Genomic DNA, 19753 nt, shown 5'->3' with positions numbered 1-19753 from the left:
CCGCGCCGGCCGCCACCGTGATCCGGTCGGCGCGGCGCGGACGGTTCCCTCGCTGTCCGCGACGGCTCTTCGACGGCGCCCCAGGGATCGGACTCAGTCGCCGAGTTGTCCGCGCCAGCGGGTGAGCGCGGCCACCAGGCCGGCGGGTGCGCCCGCCTGGCGCAGACGCCGTGCCTGGTCTTCGGCATAGCGCTGGTAGAGCTGGCTGAGGCCCGCCGCCAGGAGGGGCGCGGCCGCTGCCGGGTCCAACGGCTCTCCTGCCCTGACCCTGGCGGCCAGCCGGACCAGCGGTGCCGCGACGGCCCCGGGTTGGGCCAGATACCAGATGATGGCCTCGTCGTTGGTGGCGGCGCGCCCCATGGTCATGGCGCTGCTGTAGAAGAACCGGACCGGGAAGAGTACGGCCTTCGTGAACCACACGGGGTCGGCCAGCAGCCGGCGGGGCCGGTGGATCTCGGCGATCACCTCGTCGGTGGCCAGGACGTCGACGGCGAACTGCGCGCTGTTGACGAGCAGCTCGCCGGCGGTGGGAACGGCGACCTGGCGGGCCACGTCGGAGCCGAGCAGGAGCAGCCCGTGGTCGGCCAGGTCGAGACGGTCGATGGCGGGGAACCGCCCGTCGTTGCGGCCCTGGCGCAGCGCGGCCAGCGAGCCCCAGAACACCGAGAGCTTGCGGTGCAGTTCGGCACGCTCACGCAGGGCCTGGCCCGTCTCCGCGATGGTGTCGGCGTCCCCGCCCTGGGTGTCGGTGAGGACGACGGCCAGGTCGATGTCGCTGACCGCCGGGGCGTAGCCGCCGTGCGCGAGACTGCCCAGCGCGTAGGCGGCGACGAAGCGGTCGGCGAAGACCTCCTGGTAGGCGTGGGCGGCCTCCAGCACGGCCGCCCGGGCCGAGGCCGCCGGGTCGGACCCGGGGACAGCGCTCACGCGGCGGTGTCGCGGAGGGCGCACTCGGCGATGCGGTCGGAGACCACGGTGATGACCTGCCAGGCCCGATCGAGTACGGTCACGATCTCGTCCGCGGTCCAGTCGGTGCGCTGCCGGAGGATCTGGTAGCCCATCTCGAGGTGCTCGACGTCGGCCTCGTCGTGCAGCGAGAAGTACGGGTCGTTGGGGAAGGCGCGGACGCCGGCCTTGCTCAGGGAGAGGCTGCCGGCCTCCAGGGCCAGGTGTGCGAGGATCGCCCGCTGTACCCCCGGGAGCGTCGCGAACTGGTCGACGAACCAGGACGCGCCCGCTTCGATGACCGGATCCCAGACCACGCGTTGGTCCTCGGCCCGGGTCCGGGCCAGGATCTCGTCGTGGCCGATCTCCTCCTTCTGGTGTTCCAGGGCGATCGTCCGGAGAGCCAGGTCGGACTCGTACGTGACGCGGGCGCTGATCATGCGCTGGAAGGCGTTCGACCACGGCTGTAGGTAGGTCAGTACGGCCTTCTTGGTGGTCTCCGGCGTCGCCTCGTCCGCCAACAGTCGGATGAGCTGGGACGCTTCGTACTCCGCTTGCCGTGCGGCGTTGTGGTCGGCGACGCGCTGGAGGTCGGGGTGGCTCACGGTGGGGTTCCTCTCGGCGAGGTCGACGGGTGCGACCGGCAGGGGCGCGGGCTGTGGATAGACGGGGAAGCGGAAGTAGGTGGTGAGGTCGCCCTGACGTCGTGCGGCCCGGTAGCTGATCAGCTCCAGGAGGCCCTGACCCTCCGCCCGGCTGGCCGGGCCCAGCGCGGCGGTGACGGCGTACAACGGCCGGGGGTCCACGCCCTGCCGACGCAGCAGGTCTGCGGCGCGGTCCACCGCCTCCTGGTCGCCGGAGGCCAGACTCGACATCCGCAGGTAGGTCGTGGACTCGGCGGCCCGGCCCAGCCCGGAACGGAACGCGAGGCAGGTCAGCGCCTCCCGCCCAGCGTCGGCGTGCCCGCCCACCAACGTCCGGTACGCGGCCAGCGCCCCTTCGGCGTTGTGGTCCAGTGCCACCGACGCCATCCGGTTCAGTTCGTGGATGTCGACCCCGTGGTTCCGGTAGTAGATCTTGGCTCGGGACTCGGCCGTGTCGGTGAGGTCGAGCCCGAGGAACTCGACCTCACGCCGGTCGCTCCGGCCGTCCTCGTCCACCCGTCGACGGGCGTCGTCCCACGCCTCCGCCATGCCCAGCCGCCGCATGGCCTGGCCCAGTACCGCGAAGCGCCGCTCGGCCGGCCAGGTGTACAACCCGAAGTACGCCTTGTAGGCCACCCGGTCCGGTGGACGCCACGCCAGCGAATACCACAGGGGGGCGGCGGCGAAGATCTCGTTCACCTCGCGGAAGCGACGCGAACTCGCGGTCAGGGTGGACCGCAGGGCGTCCGCGTCGGAGAGGCAGTCGACCAGCATCCGAAGCTCGGGCCGCCCTCCCGACCAGTTGAGGGACATCTCGGCCGGGAACCCGTCAGCGGCGACGAAGGACGGCTCGCACGGTGCGTCCCCGATCCGTTCGCCGGCCCAGGCGGGAAGCGTCGCTTGCAACTCCTGGGTGGTACGGGTGGCCTCTCCGGCGGGCACCGCGAGCGCATCGCACGCGCCGGCCCACAATCCAGACAGGAACTCGCCGAACCGCAGATCCCGCACGCGGGAGCCCTCGGACCACGGGACGGTCACCGTCCGGTCCGGCCGATCGTCCGAGTTCATGCGGCATAGAGTGACCCAATAAACCCCGGGGTGTCAATGCGACAGAAGACGCTTTCAAGCGGGTGAGCAGGCAGCTTCCGTCGACAGAACAGCAGTACAAGCCACGGCGAATATTGCACAGCGTAACATTGACAAACTCGGATTATTCTGAGCGTGACTGTTGGCCTTTCTGTGAAGTGCGGACATGCCACTTTCGCTCGCCGGTGGTAATGACTGCCCCGGTCGAGTCGATCACCCTGAGCGAGCAAGATCCCCCGGAGATGCTGGCGCCGAGGAGGGTGCTGGGCAGGGTCGACGCCGTCGGCCGCGCGCCGTGGCTCCGTCCTGATCGGTGCGTCGGCCCTCCGATCCTGCCGGGTGCGGCGGACGACGTGCTGGTCCCCGCCCGGGGTGGCGACCCGGTCGCGGTGCGGGGACGTCGCGCTGCCGGCGCGGGCGGTCGACCTGGTGCCGACAACGTCCCCGTCCCGCGAGGGTGGGCATCCGGGGGCCCTGGGCGGGGAGACCCGTCAGAAGGGCGAGAGCCTAATCGCATCCGCTTGACCCCGGGGTGCGAGAGAGTGTATCGCGCGACGGTTCTCGCAACCGCGCCGGAGACCGTTTCAGAGGTGAAACCCGAGAGTCGCAGGACGGGGACATCGCCGTCATTGCGTCGAGTGAGACAACTGTCCCGAGAGATAATCCAGCAACTCGTACGGTGACGCCACCGGATTCGTCGAGCGCGATTTCGCCAGGATGAATTCCATTGAAGCACATAAATACCACTGGTCGTCGATCCCGCCCCGTCCCGGGTAATTGGTGGGCGGCTGCACGCCGTCACCGGAAGGCAACGGCTCGGGCGGGTTGCCATCCGGACCCCGGAATGGTGGCGCTGACCTGGACAACAGATGTGCTACCGGGAGCTGTAGCGCATCTGTTGTCCAGGTCAGGCCCGGGCGTCCACCATCGGCGGCGACAACGGCGTCCAACGGAATCTTGTCCTCCGGGTCCGGGGACGCCGGACCCGGAGGACACCGGGAGCCCCTGCTACCCGGCGTAGGTCTCGAACTCGGCGACTCTCGGTGTGCCGGTCGAGCCGGTGATCTCAAAGGTGATCTTGCGTAGCGAGGTCGCGGCGAAGGTGATGACGCCCGCTCCGCTGCCGGAGGTCAGGACGGCGCCGGTGTCGTGGTTGAGTACCCGCCAAGACCCGATGGTGCCGGCGGAGCCCGACGCCTCACGGATGTTGATCCTGGACACCGTGGTGGCCGAACCCCACTTGATCGAGATGGACCCGGTCGAGCCGGCCGGCGACCAGTAGGTGCCCATGTCACCGTCCCGCACGTTGCCGTAGCCCGTCCCGTCGGCCTTGCTGGAGCCGTCGGAGCCGGCCCCGATGCTGAGGTTGGTCCCGCTGGGCTGCGTCGGCGTCGGCGTGGGGGTGGTCGGCGTCGGCGTGGGTCGCGTCGGCGTCGGGGTCGGCCTCGTCGGTGTCGGTGTCGGACCCTGCGGCGAGCAGCTTCCGTCCGAGACCCGCAGGCCCGTGTTGGCGCCCGCCGTCTGGCGGACGACATCGGGTACGCAGCTGGCTCCGTCGAGGCTGTAGGAGTACGGGATGCTGACGGTGGTGTTCGACTGCGGGTTGGGGCCGGCGGGGTTGGTGTCACTGCCCGGGCTGGACCAGGTCACGTTGTCGAAGATGTTGCCGCTGACCTGCCAGTAGCCGGCCTCGCTGGTGTAGAAGGTGCCGAGTACGTCCTTGGAGTTCCGGAAGTAGTTGTTGTCCACCTTGGCCCGAGCCCCGGCCCGGGAGTTGATACCGGACTCGTGGAGGCTCACGTAGTGGTTGTTGTAGATGTGGGCTATGCCGCCACGGAGCAGGGGCGTACGGGAGTCGATGTTCTCGTACAGGTTGTGGTGGTACGTGATGAAGCCGTTCGAGCGGTCGCTCTCGCTGGACCCGACGAGGCCACCACGGCCGGAGTTGCGCAGAATGCTGTAGGAGAGGGTGACGTACTGCGTATTGTCCTTCATGTCGAAAAGGCCGTCGAAGCCCTCCGACTCCCCACCCGACGCCTCCAGGGTGACGTGATCGACCCAGACGTTGCGGACGGTGCTCTCCATGCCGATAGCGTCACCACCGTTGGACGTGGGTGAGCCCGACTTCTTGACGTTCCGGACGGTCACGTTCTGGATGATGATGTTGCTGGCGTCACGAATGTGGATGCCGAGTTGGTCGAAGACGGCTCCGCCGCCGACCCCGATGATCGTGACGTTGCTGATTTCCTTGAGTTCGATCTTGTCGGCGGCGGTGTTGCAACTGTCGCCCGACACCTTGCTGGTGTTGCCGTGGTTGATCGTCCCCGAGACCTCGATGACGATCGGGGTACTGCTGCTGGCCCGGCCGCACAGGGCCGTGTGGATCGCGGTCCCCGTGCTGGCCCGCACCGTCTGCCCGCCGGCCCCGCCGGTCGTCCCGCCGTTCTGGGTCGCGTAGCCGGTGGCGTTGCCGACCGCCGCCGTTGCCTGCGTCATCGGCAGCGCGACACCGACCGCGACCGCGACGGCCGCCGTGGCCAGCGCCGCGTGGAGTCGCAACCGGACTGATCGTCGTCTCATCTTCGCCTCACTTCGTCTCCGACTGCTGGATGTTGTCGATACATTCCGTGGTCATCTCGGCGGCCCGCCGAGGCTGCCGAGCTGTCGCCCGTCGCCGTCAAGACCGTGATGGGCGTGCTCTCCCGTTCTCTTCCGTGCCTGGATCGGGTTGCGTTCCGCCTCGGCCCGGACCGTCGCGGCGGTCAGCACCGGTCCCCGAGGCCACCGACGTCGGTGGAAAGCGCTTTCCACTGCGAGGATAGGGAAGCATCTATCAATAAGGCAAGATCGTGCCCGGAATGCGATGGATGATCAGGTTCGGCGTCCTCTTAGCGCGGGTGGAACCCACAGGGCGAGGGACGGTACGAACCGGAAGGACGAACCACTGCTGGGCGACGCCCAATACGCCTTCCTGTCCCGCCGGCCTGTGCTCGATGGCGGGCGGGCCGGCCGACGGGTCAGGCCGAAGACGTGGCGAGGCGGGCGACGGCTTGGGCCCGGATGGCTGCGGGGTCGGCGCCGAGACTGTGCAGCAGTCGTGCGGCCGGACCGTCGGCCTCGACCAGGACGGCCGCGAGGAGGTGGGTCGTGCCGGCGTGCGAGTGACCGGCGTCGCGGGCCGCGACGCTGGCCGAGCGTAGCGCCGCGAGGGAGGTGCGACCGTACGGCGGAGCAGCCACTCTGCGCCGTACCGTTCGCCATCCCCTGGTGGGTATCTGCCCCAGATCGGCTTCGGCATCGGTCGGCAACGTCGTCAGACGCGTGGCCGCCTTGGTCGCGGCCCGTAGGGTCACGCCACCTGTACGCAGAATCTCACCCGCTTCGCTGAACCGGGCGAACTCGGCGGGCAGGATGCTGCCGGCAGCCGTGAGCTGCTCGTGCAGGTCTAGGACGGCGAGCAGAACCTCGGCTCCGGTGACGTAGGGACGGCCGAGTTCTACCGCCTTCTGCTCGGCCGCCGACACGCAGCCTGCCAGCATCGGGTGCCCGTACCGAGCACCGTGTCGGCGGTACCCGCGACGAACGAAGCGGGTCAGAACCCAGACCGCCGTCCGCCACGGCCAGCGCAGGGGTACCGGCGCGGTGGCTGGCAGGACACGCAGGAACTTCAGCCACGCCAGCGCCGACGGGAGAGGCGGCGCCGAGTCACCCTGATAGGCCGGCTCGTCGCGCAGCCGCCCGACCAACCAGTCGAGATCGACCTGTGACCAGTTGGTGAGAAATCTGGCGGCAGCGCTGTCAGGCAGAGACAGCACCGCGACCAGCAGGTGCTCGGAACCGACCCACCGCAGCCCGTCGCGGCTGGCCTCGTGGAGTGCCTCGTAGACTGCCTGACGTACCGAGGGTGAGAAGGTCGGCAACGCTCCGGGGTGTCGGCGACGGCCACGCCAAACCCGGTACGCGCCGCGGTATGCGGCGAGGCGAAGCGCCGCGTCAGCGGCCATCATGATCTCGTCGTCGAGCGGCGGAAGGGCAACGATCCTCGACGGTGGGTGCGGATCCGCCAACCCGGTCCGGCCCAGCCGACGCCAGTCGCGGCTGCCCGGCACGGGCCACTGCGCCGTCGCCCTGGGAATGCCCACCCGGTACCGGGTCGCACTCCGCAGCACCAGGTCGGTGTGGACAACGGGAAGACGGCTGCGCGCCGCCCACCGGTATGCCCTACCGAGGGTGCCCACCAGGGTCAGACCGGCTTGTGCGACCACACCCCCAATTGTCTCCGCACCACGCAAGTCGCTGCTCTCAGGACGAGTTCGGGCCCGGTCACGACCACTACCGTGACCGGCGGGGCGGCAAGCCGATCGTCGCGCACGTCGGACCCGACCGATCAGGTGCCCGGCCGGTAGCTCCGCTCGACATGGCCATCGAGGTCCTCCGGATAGAAATAGACGGGCCGGAGGTCGCCGCTCGCGTAGCGTTCGGCCTGGTCGTCGAAGTGCGGCGAGTCAGGGTGCCCGCTGGCGCCGCCGGCCGTCACCGCCCAGGCGCGCAGCCTCGGCCCGAACTCCACGACCGCCACGAAGCTGTTGCCGCTGGTGCCGTAGTAGCGCTTCGTCCCCGGCCAGCGCCGCGCACCGAACGAGGCGAGCGAACCCCACTGCGCGGAGGTGAAGGGTACCGGGATGCTCGGCTTGGCGTCGTCGAACGTCTGGACGATCGCGCCGTCGTTACGCTGAAAGCGGTTGATCTCGCCCCACGGCACCTGCCAGCTACCGAAGTCCTGGGTCAGCCGTTCCGCCGCGGCGTCGAGCGCCTCGATCCGTTGCGCGTCGGTGGCGCGCTCGGCCAGGTAGTCCCACATCGACATGCCCGCGTCTCGCGCCGCCTGCGCCAGGGGTGCCCAGAGCGCCTCGCCCCAGAACACGGCCAGCGACGTCGCGGTCGATCCGGCGCTCCACTGCCAGTCCCAGCCACGCAGCAGGTCGACCGGGCCGGCGAGCCTCGCCTTCCGCTGGTCGCCCTCGGGCAGCTTCTCCCAGGCCGCCACGAGCCCCGGCACCAGCCGGGCGAAGGCGGTCAGGTAGCGGTCGAAGGCGGCCTGGATCAGGGTCTGCGGGGTGAACCTGCTCCGCGCGGTGAGTACCCGGATCGCCTGCGGCCCGCGCGGGTTCTCGCCGGCCTGGTCGAAGTAGCGCGGATAGTCGGCCGCATCAGGGCTGTCCGCGCCCGCCGCGGTCCAGGGCCAGTTGTTCGTGTTGAACGCCCAGCCATTCCTCGGATTCACCGCCTGTGGCAGGCTGCCGAGAGTGTGCAGCCCGCGCCAGTCGGTCGCCGGGTCGCTGCCGTCGACGGGCCTGCGATAGTCGAAGCGATCATTGCGGACCGGCATGAACTGCGGCATCAGGAAGGCGATCTCGCCCTTCGAGTCCGCGAACAGCGTGTTGTTCGAGCTGTTGGCCTTGAGATCCGCCACCCGGATGAAGTCCCGGTAATCCCGCGTCTTGGTGCGCAGGAAACTCTGCTGTAGCGCCTCGACGGGCCGGTTCATCAGCGCGAAGGCGATCCATTTGCCGTCGACCTCACGGACGATCGGTCCGTGGTGGGTGGCGAAGGTGGGGAAGGTACGCTGCGCCCGCCCGCCGTCCGCCGTACGGTACGAGAGCGTGATCGTCTTCGTCTCCACCCGCCGCAGCGCGTTGCCGTACCGGTAGCAGCGGCTGCCGTCCGGCCCGGTCACGATCGTCTCCGCGAACTCGTCGACGTTGTCGACCCCGCTCGAGGTGTGCATCCAACCCGTGTTCGCGTTGAAGCCCTGGTAGATGAAGAACTGCCCCCAGGTGGCCGCGCCGTACGCGTCCAGCCCCTCGTCGCTCGTCACGTGCTGCTCGGAGCGGAAGAAGAAGCTGGTGTGCGGGTTGATCAGCAGCAGTGCGTGGCCGTCCCGGGTGTGGCTCGGCGCGATCGCCATGCCGTTCGAGCCCCGTGGCTCCCGGAACAGCAGCCCGAGTTCCTCGTCGGTCATCGGCACCGCGCGCCCGCCGTAGAAGGCTTCGAGCTGGGTGAGCGGCACCCGCTCGATGTCCCCGCCGATGCTGCCTTCGGAGAAGCTCAGCGCCATCCACGGCTCGAACCGCTGGAGCACCCGCGGACGTACCTCCGGGTGCGTCGCAAGGTAGTAGTTGAGCCCGTCCGCCCAGGCCCGCATCAGCTTGCGTAGCCAGGACGGGGTTTTCGGGTAGTCCCTCCTCAACACCTCGGGATCGACGAAGAGCCGCTGACGGAGGTCCTGCCAGATCGCGGTCTCGCCCTCGGCCTCGGCGAGACGGCCGAGACTGACCAGATAGTTCCGTTCGATCCGGTTGAAGTCGTCCTCGGCCTGGGCGTACATCATTCCGAACACGGCGTCGGCATCGGTCTTGCCCCGTACGTGCGGAATGCCCCAGTCGTCGCGGGTGATCGTCACCTGCGTCGCCTGCCTGCGCCAGCGGGCGAGTTCGGAGCCGGTCCGTGGGGGAGCGGCGGACACCCCACCGGAGGGCAGTCCGGTCGCGACGGCCGCGGCTCCGGCAGCCAGTCCGACCGCTTCGCCGAGGACGCGGCGCCTGCTCAGCCCTTGGTTCATGAGGTGGTCCACCCTTCTCGGGGTCCGGGGATCGCCCGGTTCGGTGAGCGGAATCCGCGGGCCGGCGAACGCGTTGCTCCCGGCTGTGGCGTCGACGGTGGTCGTGGTTCGCGCCAGGGCTGTCCGGCCGGTCCAGCCGGGGCGGACAGCGGGACTACGTGATCATCACGATAGGGCAAACCAGCTCGATCCGGAACCGCCTCGACCGCGATGATTTCGATCGCGACCTATGCGTGCGAGACGAATGGCTTCGTGTGCGTGCGTGGCGAATGGCTTCGTGCTGCCCACCGCCTCGGCCGCGCCCCGCATCGCCGCCGGTTCCGGAGGCGCCGACTCGGCGGCCAGGGCGGGCCGGTCACACCAGGGCGGCAGGTGCGGTGTCGGACGTGCTGCCGCGCAGCCGGGCCGCGTCCTGGCTGGGGGGCGTGCCGAACTGGCGACGGTACTCGCGACTGAACTGCGACGGGCTGTCGTAACCGACCCGCTGGCCCACCCCGGTGACGTCGTTGGGGTGGGTGGCGAGGAGGAGTCGGGCCTGCTGGAGTCGGATCTGTTTCTGGAACTGGATCGGGCTCATCGCGGTGACGGCCTGGAAATTGCGGTAGAAGGCGGACGCGCTCATGCCCGCCAACTGCGCCACGTCGTCGACCCGGAACGACTGCGTGTAGTGGTCGCGGATCCACCGGACCGCCCGGGCGATGTGGCTGAGGCTGCTGTCGGCGAGGCCGAGCTGGCGGACCACGGCGCCCTGCTCGCCGGCGACGACCCGCCAGAGGATCTCCCGTTTGACCAGCGGGGCGAGCACCGTCAGGTCGCGCGGCCGGTCGAGCAGGCGCAGCAGCCGGACCGCCGCGTCGAGCAGCTCGTCGGGTGCGGAGCTGACGGCCATGCCGGACGGCGTCCCACCGCCGGGTGGTGGCAGGTCTCCAGGGGCCGCCTGCAACAGCAGCTCGGCGATGCTGGCCGGGTGCAGGGTCAGGCCGAAGCCCAGTGCGGGCCGTTCGGGGCTGGCCTCGGTGAAGTGACCGGTGATCGGCAGGTCGACCGAGGCGACGAGGTACTGGCCGGCGCGGTACTCGTAGACGCGCTCGCCCAGCGCGATCCGTTTCGCGCCCTGGACGATGAGCGCCAGCACCGTGCCGGACATCGACGGCGACGGCGGATGGGGCCGCTCGACCTTCGAGACCAGGACACCGTCGATCGGGGTGCGTTGATCGGGTCGGGCGTGCCGGGCGATCAACGCGGACAGCTCGTCAAGGCTCACGAGCTGATTCAACCACGACCCGATACTCGCCACATCGGGAGGATCAGGCAAGAGCCCACGAGCATCGTTCTAACATTCCTGCTGCTCATGATGCTTTGATGGGTTGGTCGATATCCCAGGAGCGTACGACTGCTCAACTAACGAAGAGATTGGCCCGACCATGCCCGTCACGCACGGTTTCCACGCCACCATGACCGCCCGGCCCGGAAAGGGCGACGAACTCGTGGAGCTTCTGCTCGGCGCGCCGTCCCTGTCCCACGACGACTGCGTCGTCTTCCTGGTCAGCCGCTCGGCCGGCAACCGGGACGTCGTCTCGGTCACCGAAGGCTGGACCAGCGAAGCGGCCCACGGCGAGTTCTTCGCGACCGCGGAGGCGCAGGCGCTGGTCGCGAAGCTTCAGCCGCTGCTCGCCGCCGAGTCCGAGTACACCGACGAGGTGCCGGTCGGCGGCAAGGCGGCCATCTGAGCCCCGCCGAGCTGTCGGTCCTCCCCTTCCCCTGGTCGTGCTGACCCTTGGCTGTACCCGCCGAACCCCCACCGAAGGAACCCACCATGACACGTACCCGACCGGACACCGACCCTGAGCTGCGCGCGTTGCTCGCCGATCTTCCGCTCGTGTCCGCGCTGAGCCCCGAGGTGCTCGCGCAACTGCGCCAGTTCCCGACGCCGCCGGTCGAGACCCTCCTCGAAGGGCACACGGTCGACCGGCGCGAGGTCACCGTACCGAGCCCGGACGGGGCGGAGATCCCGCTGTCCGTCTTCAGTCCCGCCGGCACCGATCGTGCCGTGGCGGCACCCTGCGTCTACTGGATCCACGGCGGCGGCATGGTCATGGGCGACCGGTTCTCGCAGCTCGACATTCCGCTCGACTGGCTCGACCTGTTCGGCGCCGTGGTGGTCTCCGTGGACCACCGGCTGGCGCCGGAGGCCACCGGTACGACCCTGGTCGACGACTGCTACCACGGACTGCTCTGGGTCGCCGAGCACGCCGACGAGCTGGGCATCGACCCTGCCCGGATCGTCGTCGCGGGCATCAGCGCCGGAGGTGGCCTCGCCGCCGGGGTCACCCTGATGGCCCGCGATCGGGGTACTCCGGCGATCGCCGCCCAGGTACTGATCTGCCCCATGCTCGACCACCGCAACGACAGCACCTCCAGCCGGCAGTACGCCGGCGTGCCCGGGCCGTGGACCCGGGAGATGAACCAGTTCGGATGGCGGTCGGTTCTCCGCGATCTCGCCGACGACGACGTGCCCGGTTACGTCTCACCGGCGGTGGCCGACGACCTCTCGGGCCTGCCGACCACCTACCTCGACGCCGGCACTGCCGAGGTCTTCCGCGACGAGGACGTCGAGTACGCCAGCCGGATCTGGGCGGCCGGCGGCCAGGCGGAACTGCACGTCTGGGCCGGTGGCTTCCACGGATTCGACACCCTGTACCCGAAGGCGCGGCTGTCGGCCGCCGCGCGCCGTACCCGGAGCGACTGGCTCGCCCGGGTCCTCGGCTACGCCTCCGCCGCACCCGTGCCGACCCAGCATCGGCGTTCCTGACGGAGCTGCGGGCCAGCTTCCGGCCACGCAGCTCGATCCGGTCACCGGCGAGCCTGCGCGGGTCGACGGTCGAGACCAGGGGGTCCCCGCCGCTACGGGGACCCCCTGGTCGATTGTCGGCGGGCCGGGCGGTGACGTGCCTAGCCGCGGGTGCGCTCGGCCAGCCAGCCGGCCATCGCGCGGACGCCGTACCCGATGGCCCGCTCGTCGGGGTCGAAGGTGCCGAAGTGCGGAGCGCTGGTCTCGATGCCGGTCCCGGGCGCCCGGACGCCGAGGAAGGTGTAGGTGCCGGGAAGCCGGTCGAGGAACAACGCGAAGTCCTCACCGTTGAACGGAACCGGGGCGTGCAGCGTGCCGACCCGGGCCCGGCCGACCGTCCGGTGCAGGTAGCGCTGCAATGCCCGGCCCTCCCGCTCCGGACAGTGCATGGCCGGGAACGGGTCGTTCGGGAAGCTCACCGACGCCCCTCCGTAGGTTCCCGCGAGTCGGCGGACATCCTCGCGGACCTCGGTGTACCGATGCTCCGGCCAGCAGCGGTAGGAGATCCGGACCTCGGCCGGGCCCTCGGGGTCGGGTGCCTGCGCCCCCATGAAGACGAACTCGGCCAACGGCCCGTCCGGGGTCTGGATGTCCGCCACGAGCCGTTCGAGGTCCGCGGGCGTGGACGGCGGAGAGACCGTGCCGAGGGCGTTGATCTCGGCGGCGAGCCGGTGTGCCCGGGCCATCGCATCCGGACCGGTCAGCGTCACGACGCCACGGTCCTGACCGGGGAGCCCGGAGCCGGGCGTGACCACGAACTGGCCGACCGGGAAGGGGCCGCAGTGCAGGGCATGGATCTCCACCGGCTGGGCCTGGGCGAAGACGTCGGCGTCGAGCATCGCGGCGGCACCGGCGAGCGCCTCCTCGGCGGGCTGGAAGACGAACACCACCGAGCCGGTGAGCCGGTTGCGCAGCCGGGCCAGGACCTCCGCGACGCCCACACCCACGGTGGTGTGCACGTCGTGTCCACAGAGGTGGGCCGGCTGGCTGCCGCCGCCGAACTGTTCGTCCGGCGGTACCGCGTCCATGTCCGCCCGGTAGGCGACCGTCCGGCCGGGGCGGGCGCCGGTGAGGACTCCCACCACCCCGTGCCCGCCGACACCCGTGCGGACATCGAGCCCGGCCGCGCGAAGTCGCCGCGCCACCACTGCGGCGGTCCGCCGTTCCGTACCCGCCGTTTCGGGGTGCCGGTGGATGTCGCGGCGCAGCGCGACAAGGTCTCGGTCCAGCCGGGATGCCACGGCGTCCACCGACTCCCAGTCCAGCGGCCGGGGCGCCGACCGGTCGAGGCGGGGTGTTGCACCGTCGGCGTGGGCCGCCCGCGCCGGCGCCAGCCCGGCCCCCAGTACGGCGACGGCGGCGGCGCCACCGAGCACCGCGCGTCGACTGACGACGGGCTTCTCCGAGTTCGACATGGTCCCTCCCACAAGAGCGCGACTGCCACTCGATCAGATCGGTCGATCGAGTCTGTGCCGCGCGACCCCGCGAACGCACTGACGCTGCCCCCTCCTTTCGACCGACGGTTACCCCTACCGTGCCCCTGACCCGGCGAGGAGGCGCCGTCGGGCGGGTGCGTCGGTCGGGCAGCAGCGAGCCGACGCCGAGGTACCGGCAACCGGGGGAGGGCCGTCGGTGATCTCCTCCGGTCCTTACCCGCGCAACCGGTGTGTTCGGGCGCCGACGGTGCCGTCGCCGGATCGCATCGGAGCGGTGCGGCAGGGGTGTGTCGAATCTCCGCCCAGCCGGCCGGTTTGTTGATCTTTTCGAGCCCGGTTTCGTGGCGGCGCTGCGGTCCCCTGCCGCGCCGCGTGGCGGCGCGGCCCTCCCGTGTACTCTTCGGTGCGGGGAAGGGGCAAGAGGGGATCCTTCGGGATCACGATGGTACTGAAAACCAGCCGAAAAGGCTTTCAGCGCCGTACTGCGGTAAGGGGTGCTCGCCGGACGCTTCCGGTGGCGGCCTGTCGCAGCGAATTCGCAGGTGCCGGTCGCCGAGGGGGGAGCGCCAGATGAGCACTGGGCCGGAGGGTTCCGCCAACCGGGTTCCCACGCTGACCGACGTGGCGAAGCTCGCCGGGGTCTCGGTGGCCACCGCCTCCAAGGCCATCAACGGCCGGGACGAGGTCAGGGCGGCGACCCGGAAGCGGGTACTGGAGGCCGCCGAACTGCTGTCCTTCGCGCCGAACGCGCTCGCCCGGGGACTGCTCAGGGGGCGTACCGGCACGGTCGGCCTGCTGACCAGCGACCTGGAGGGGCGCTTCTCGATCCCCATCCTGATGGGTGCGGAGGACGCCTTCGGGGCGGGGCAGGTCTCCGTCTTCCTCTGCGACGCGCGCGGCGACGCGATCCGGGAGAGATACCACGTCCGAGCGCTGCTGTCCCGGCGCGTCGACGGTCTGATCGTGGTGGGCTCCCGCACCGACGCCCGGCCACCACTGGCCGGCAGCATTCCCGTGCCGGTGGTATACGCCTACGCCCCCTCCGCGAACCCGGACGACATCTCGATCACGGTCGACAACGTGGGCGGCGGGCGGCTCGCGGTCGAACACCTGCTGTCGTGCGGCCGGCGCAACATCGCGCACATCACCGGCGAGGTCGGTTTCCAGGCGGCCCGGGACCGTGCCGACGGGGCGGAAGCCGCGCTCGCGGACGCGGGCCTGAGCATGCTGGGCGGCAAGCCGTACTACGGTTCGTGGGACGAGACCTGGGGGCGGGCCGCGGCGCGGATCGTCCTCGAGCAGCACCCGGGGGTCGACGCGGTCTTCTGTGGGAGCGACCAGATCGCCCGGGGGGTCCTGGAGACCCTGCGCGACCTCGGGCGCGACGTCCCGGGTGGCATCTCCGTGATCGGCTTCGACAACTGGGAGGCGGTGGCCGCGCACTCCCGGCCACGGCTGACCAGCATCGACATGAACCTCGAACGGCTCGGTGCCGCCGCCGGCCGACACCTCTTCGCGGCCATCGACGGCGACGCCCCGCCCACGTCGGAGCAGTTCCCCGGTCGTGTCGTCATGCGCGACTCGACCGCCCCCGTGCACTGAGCCCGGCGGGCGTCGGCGCTGGCCGGCCCCGCCGGGCGGGAGCCGACGCCCGTCCACAGGTGGACAGGGCAACCCGCCAGCCACCTCGACCCGGCCCGGCCGGTCGGACCCGACTCAACCGTTCACCGGCCCGCCGCGCCCGGGACGTGCTCGGAAATAGCTCGTAGCTCGTGGGTCGTAGGTCGAATTCAAGGCTCAGGGCCTGGCTGGCCCGGCCGTCGGTTTCCGCTTCCTCGAAGGGCGTTGCCCGGCCCGACGCCGTCCGGCCGAGCCTCGGCGTGGTCGTGGCCGGGACCCTGGCGCGCCGCGCGGTTCGGCGGACTCTCGGCACCACCGTCTTCGGGGCGTCCCCGAAAGCATTTCGGTGGGCATCGACGGCCGGGCATGGTGCATTTGATCCTGGTCGATGATCCGCAGGCAGGCGTCGAAATCCACTGTTGACATGACCGTAACCGGGCCGCCAGAATCCTCCGAAAAGGTTTTCGGCGCGATGAGGGAGGGCCGGTGACCACGACGACGACTCGGCGCCTCGACGCGCCCCGGCGCGGAGCACCGCGCCCGGTTGGCCCGCGGCTGTCCCCAGCCGCCAGCGACCTTGACCGGCCCCGTCCGCGCCACGGGTGCGGATCCGGCCGATCGGGTGGAACGGAGTGACGCAGGTGGGCATGGCGAACGAGCCGGCGGAGATCTGGTTCCTGACGGGAAGCCAGTCGCTGTACGGCGAAGAGGTGCTCGAACAGGTCGCGGCACAGTCCCGCGAGGTGTGCCAGCGGCTCGCCGAGGGGCTGCGGGCGCATCCGCGCCTCGTCTGGAAGCCGGTGCTGACCACCGCCGACGCGATCCGCCGGACGTGTCTGGACGCCACCGCCGACGACCGGGTGGTCGGTGTCGTCGCGTGGATGCACACGTTCTCGCCGGCGAAGATGTGGATCGCCGGCCTCTCCGCACTCGGCAAGCCACTGCTGCACCTGCACACCCAGGCCAACCGGTCGCTGCCCTGGGCCGACCTCGACATGGACTTCATGAACCTGAACCAGGCGGCACACGGTGACCGCGAGTTCGGGTACGTCCAGTCGCGGTTGGGGGTGGCCCGCAAGACGGTGGCGGGCTTCGCCGGCGATCCGCAGGTACACGAGAGGGTCAGCGACTGGGCCCGCGCGGCGACCGGCTGGCGCGCGGCGCGGTCGCTGCGGATGGCCCGCTTCGGCGACAACATGCGGGACGTCGCCGTCACCGACGGTGACAAGGTCGGCGCCCAGGCGACGTTGGGCGTCTCGGTGAACGCCTACGGGGTCAACGCGCTCGTCGCGGCGGTCGACGAGGTCCCGGACTCGGACGTCACCGGGCTGGTCGCCGACTACCAGGACCGCTACGACGTCGTACCGGAGCTGCGGCGGGGCGGCGAGCGCCACGAGTCGCTGCGCTACGGCGCCCGGATCGAGCTGGGGCTGCGCCAGTTTCTCGAGGCGGGCGACTTCGACGCCTTCACCACCAACTTCGAGGACCTGGGCGGGCTGCGGCAGCTTCCCGGCCTCGCCGTGCAGAACCTGATGGCCGACGGCTACGGGTTCGGCGGCGAGGGCGACTGGAAGACGGCCGCGCTGCTGCGGATCCTCAAGGTGGTCGCCGATGACCGGCCGGGTGGGACCTCGTTCATGGAGGACTACACCTACCACTGGGGCCCGGGGGTGCCGAAGATCCTCGGCGCGCACATGCTCGAAGTCTGTCCCAGCATCGCCGCCACCCGGCCGAGCCTGGAGATCCATCCGCTGTCGATCGGCGGCCGGGAGGATCCGGTCCGGCTGGTCTTCACCGCCGCGCCCGGTCCGGCTCTCGTCGTCGGCATCGCCGACCTGGGCGGACGGCTGCGCCTGACCGCCAACGAGATCGACGTGGTCGAGCCGGACGAGCCGCTGCCACGGCTGCCGGTCGCCCGCGCGGTCTGGATTCCGCGTCCCGACCTCGCCACCTCCGCCGAGTGCTGGCTGCTCGCCGGCGGCCCGCACCACACCGTGCTGAGTACGGCGGTCGGCGGGGAGGCACTCGCCGACTTCGCCGACATGTCCGGCGTCGAGCTGCTGATGATCGACGCCGCGACCGACTACCGGTCGTTCGCCAACCACGTTCGCTGGAACAGCGGCTACCACCGCCTGGCACAGCGGCTGTAGTCGCCCTCTACCGCAACAACAGGGAGAACGGCTCACATCTCATCCAAACCGAGGAGAATCATGAAAAGAAGATCGGGCGGGCGGACCGTCCTGCGGTCGTTGGCCGGCGTCCTCGCGGCGACGCTGATCCTCAGTTCGGCGGCCTGCGGTGACGACGACCAGGGCGACCAGGGCGGCGTGGCCGAGGCCGGCCCCACCGGAGTCGACGACGGCAGCGAGCTGACGCTCTGGACCCGGGCGCCGCTGGAGAAGCAGGCGAAGCTGCTCGTCGAGGCGTACAACGCGGGGCACCAGAACAAGGTGAAGCTGACCGTCGTACCCAACGACGACTACGTCGCGAAGGTGGGCGCGGCGGCCGGCTCCGGTGGCCTGCCGGACCTCTTCGCCGCCGACATCGTCTACGTGCCGAACTGGGTCAACCAGGGACTGTTCCAGGATCTCAGCTCGAACATCGACGGCCTCGGCTTCAAGGACACCATCAACAAGGGCCACCTCTCGGCGGGTACCCGGGACGGCAAGGCGCACGTGCTGCCCTTCGTACTCGACCTGTCGATGCTGTTCTGGAACAAGCAGCTCTTCAAGGACGCCGGGCTGGACCCGGAGAAGGCACCGGCGAACCTGGCGGAGTACGCCGCGGCGGCGAAGGCCGTCCAGGCCACGAAGAAGCCCGGTGTCTACGGCACCGCGGCCGGGCTGAACTGCGGCGGATGCCTCGTCTTCACCTGGTTCCCGTCCATCTGGGCCGGCGGCGGCGAGGTGCTCAGCGAGGACGGCACCGAGGCCAAGCTGGCCGACGAGACCGCACAGAAGATGTACGGCACCTGGGCCGACCTGTGGAAGTCCGGCGCCGTGCTGCCGGCCTCGGCCGGTGAGACCGGACCGACCTGGACGGCGGCGTTCACCGAGGGCAAGGTCGGCCTGATGTTCTACCCGGCGACGCTGCTGTCGTCGACCCCGTTCGACGTCGGGGTCGCCGGCATCCCCGGTCCCGACGGCGGTGCCTCGACCTTCGTCGGCGGCGACGGCATCGGCGTGTCGAAGGACTCGAAGAAGGCCGCGCAGGCATGGAACTTCCTGAGCTGGATGATGTCCGAGGAAGCCCAGGTGGAGGTGCTGGCCAAGAACAAGGACGTGGTGTCCCGCTCCGACCTGGCCAACAACAAGTACGCCGCTCAGGATCCCCGACTGGTCACCATCAACGAGGTGGCCGGCAAGGGTGACACCCCGGTCGCGCTCAACTTCCAGCAGGCGTTCAACGCGCCGAGCAGCCCGTGGCTGACCCTGGTGCGCAACCAGGTGCTCGACGGCGATGGCGACCTCCAGAAGGACAACAGCGAGATCACGGCGGTACTCAAGCAGTAGGTCGGAGTCGCCGCGGGCGTATGCCGGCCGCCACCGCTTCCCGGACCGGCATACGCCCGCCACGCGGCACCGCAACGCGTCGCCGGTCCGGCCCGTCGCCGATCGAACGAGGAGTCGTCATGAACGTCAGCGCACCGGCACGCCCGCCCAGTGCGGCGGTGCGGGGCCGGGCCCGTCCCAGCCGCCGGCAGGCCCTGTTCGGCTGGATCTACGCCACCCCGACCGCGGTATTCGTCGCGGCGCTGTTCGTGCTGCCGCTGCTGCTCGTGGTCAAGATGTCGGTGTCTCGATGGCCGCTGCTCACCGGCGACCAGGGGCTCAACGCACCGGACAACTTCACCAAGGCGGTCGACCACCGGTTCTTCACCGACTCGGTCGTCTTCACCGTCAAGTACACGGTGATCGCGACCGTGCTGCTGCTGGCCCTCGGCCTCGGGATGGCCCTGCTGGTGCAGGAGTCCAGCCGGTGGAACAACCTGCTCCGGGCGTCCTTCCTGGTGCCCAGCGCACTCGGGCTGGCCTCGGCGTCGCTGCTCTTCTACGTGCTCTACTCGCCGTACGCGAGCCCGCTGGCGCCGGTGGTGGAGCGGCTCGGCATCACCTTCCTCGGCTCGCCGAACGCGGCGCTCTTCTCGACGGTGTTCCTCATCGTCTGGCGCTACGCCGGCTTCTACATGGTGCTGATGCTGGTCGGGCTCCAGAGCATCCCGGCGGACGTCTTCGAGGCGGCGCGGTCGGACGGGGCCAGCCGCTGGCAGACCTTCCGCAGCGTCACGCTGCCGCTGCTCCGCCCGACGCTGGCGTTGACCACCGTGCTCTGCGTGACCGGCTCGCTGCTCGCCTTCGAGCAGTTCTACATCCTCACCAAGGGCGGCCCGGACAACAGCACCATCACGGTGGTCCAGCTCATCTACATGATCGCGTTCCAGGGGCAGAACGACCTCGGCGTCGCGGCGGCGCTCTCGGTCATCGTGCTGGCGGCCCTGGTCCTCATCAACGCGCTGCAACTGCGCGCCTTCCGGTCCGAGGAGAACTGA

The 19753-nt window shown here is 70.3% G+C and carries 13 protein-coding genes; 6 read left to right on the top strand and 7 right to left on the bottom strand.

Annotated elements, in window-relative coordinates; genetic code table 11:
• Window positions 1-93 precede the first annotated feature (93 nt).
• The 6 genes from Pma05_RS04310 to Pma05_RS04285 form a co-directional block, all read right to left on the bottom strand.
• Window positions 94-927 (bottom strand): nucleotidyltransferase domain-containing protein, encoded by an 834-nt coding sequence (locus Pma05_RS04310; RefSeq protein WP_203855954.1) that lies wholly within the window; start codon window positions 925-927, stop codon window positions 94-96.
• Window positions 924-2657: a hypothetical protein gene (locus Pma05_RS04305; protein WP_203855953.1), complete on the bottom strand. Its 1734-nt coding sequence runs from the start codon at window positions 2655-2657 to the stop codon at window positions 924-926. Before Pma05_RS04305 ends, Pma05_RS04310 begins: the two co-directional genes overlap by 4 nt.
• A gap of 1026 nt (window positions 2658-3683) precedes the next feature.
• Complete coding sequence (locus tag Pma05_RS04300) at window positions 3684-5255, bottom strand: pectate lyase family protein (RefSeq protein ID WP_203855952.1); 1572 nt, start codon at window positions 5253-5255, stop codon at window positions 3684-3686.
• 437 nt (window positions 5256-5692) lie between these two features.
• Window positions 5693-6742 (bottom strand): Clp protease N-terminal domain-containing protein, encoded by a 1050-nt coding sequence (locus tag Pma05_RS04295; RefSeq protein ID WP_203855951.1) that lies wholly within the window; start codon window positions 6740-6742, stop codon window positions 5693-5695.
• Between the two features lie 320 nt (window positions 6743-7062).
• A complete protein-coding gene (locus tag Pma05_RS04290) occupies window positions 7063-9297 on the bottom strand; it encodes a penicillin acylase family protein (protein ID WP_203855950.1) in 2235 nt (744 codons plus the stop codon).
• Window positions 9298-9652: 355 nt separating this feature from the next.
• A complete protein-coding gene (locus Pma05_RS04285) occupies window positions 9653-10561 on the bottom strand; it encodes an AraC family transcriptional regulator (protein WP_203855949.1) in 909 nt (302 codons plus the stop codon).
• Window positions 10562-10721: 160 nt separating this feature from the next.
• Between Pma05_RS04285 and Pma05_RS04280 the strand changes: the two genes are divergently transcribed.
• Together Pma05_RS04280 and Pma05_RS04275 are read left to right on the top strand one after the other, a co-directional pair.
• Complete coding sequence (locus Pma05_RS04280) at window positions 10722-11027, top strand: putative quinol monooxygenase (RefSeq protein ID WP_203855948.1); 306 nt, start codon at window positions 10722-10724, stop codon at window positions 11025-11027.
• A gap of 86 nt (window positions 11028-11113) precedes the next feature.
• Window positions 11114-12109, top strand: coding sequence for an alpha/beta hydrolase (locus tag Pma05_RS04275; RefSeq protein WP_203855947.1), 996 nt, complete (start codon window positions 11114-11116; stop codon window positions 12107-12109).
• Between the two features lie 140 nt (window positions 12110-12249).
• On the opposite strand, the gene Pma05_RS04270 is transcribed toward Pma05_RS04275, so the two are convergent.
• The gene (locus tag Pma05_RS04270; RefSeq protein ID WP_203855946.1) at window positions 12250-13563 is read right to left on the bottom strand and encodes a M20/M25/M40 family metallo-hydrolase; all 1314 of its coding nucleotides are present in this window, start codon (window positions 13561-13563) and stop codon (window positions 12250-12252) included.
• A gap of 591 nt (window positions 13564-14154) precedes the next feature.
• On the opposite strand from Pma05_RS04270, the gene Pma05_RS04265 reads away from it, so the two are divergent.
• From Pma05_RS04265 to Pma05_RS04250, 4 genes are all read left to right on the top strand, one after another.
• Window positions 14155-15186 carry a LacI family DNA-binding transcriptional regulator gene (locus tag Pma05_RS04265; RefSeq protein WP_203855945.1) on the top strand — a complete coding sequence of 344 codons (1032 nt, stop codon included), beginning with the start codon at window positions 14155-14157 and terminating at the stop codon, window positions 15184-15186.
• Between the two features lie 665 nt (window positions 15187-15851).
• Complete coding sequence (araA, locus tag Pma05_RS04260) at window positions 15852-17354, top strand: L-arabinose isomerase (RefSeq protein WP_203855944.1); 1503 nt, start codon at window positions 15852-15854, stop codon at window positions 17352-17354.
• A gap of 60 nt (window positions 17355-17414) precedes the next feature.
• On the top strand, window positions 17415-18716 hold the full coding sequence (locus Pma05_RS04255) for an ABC transporter substrate-binding protein (RefSeq protein WP_203855943.1): 1302 nt from the start codon (window positions 17415-17417) through the stop codon (window positions 18714-18716).
• Between the two features lie 119 nt (window positions 18717-18835).
• Window positions 18836-19753 carry a carbohydrate ABC transporter permease gene (locus Pma05_RS04250; RefSeq protein WP_203855942.1) on the top strand — a complete coding sequence of 306 codons (918 nt, stop codon included), beginning with the start codon at window positions 18836-18838 and terminating at the stop codon, window positions 19751-19753.

This window comes from Plantactinospora mayteni (assembly GCF_016862935.1).
Taxonomy (GTDB): Bacteria; Actinomycetota; Actinomycetes; order Mycobacteriales; family Micromonosporaceae; genus Plantactinospora; species Plantactinospora mayteni.
This window is presented reverse-complemented; position numbering and strand designations above follow the sequence as displayed.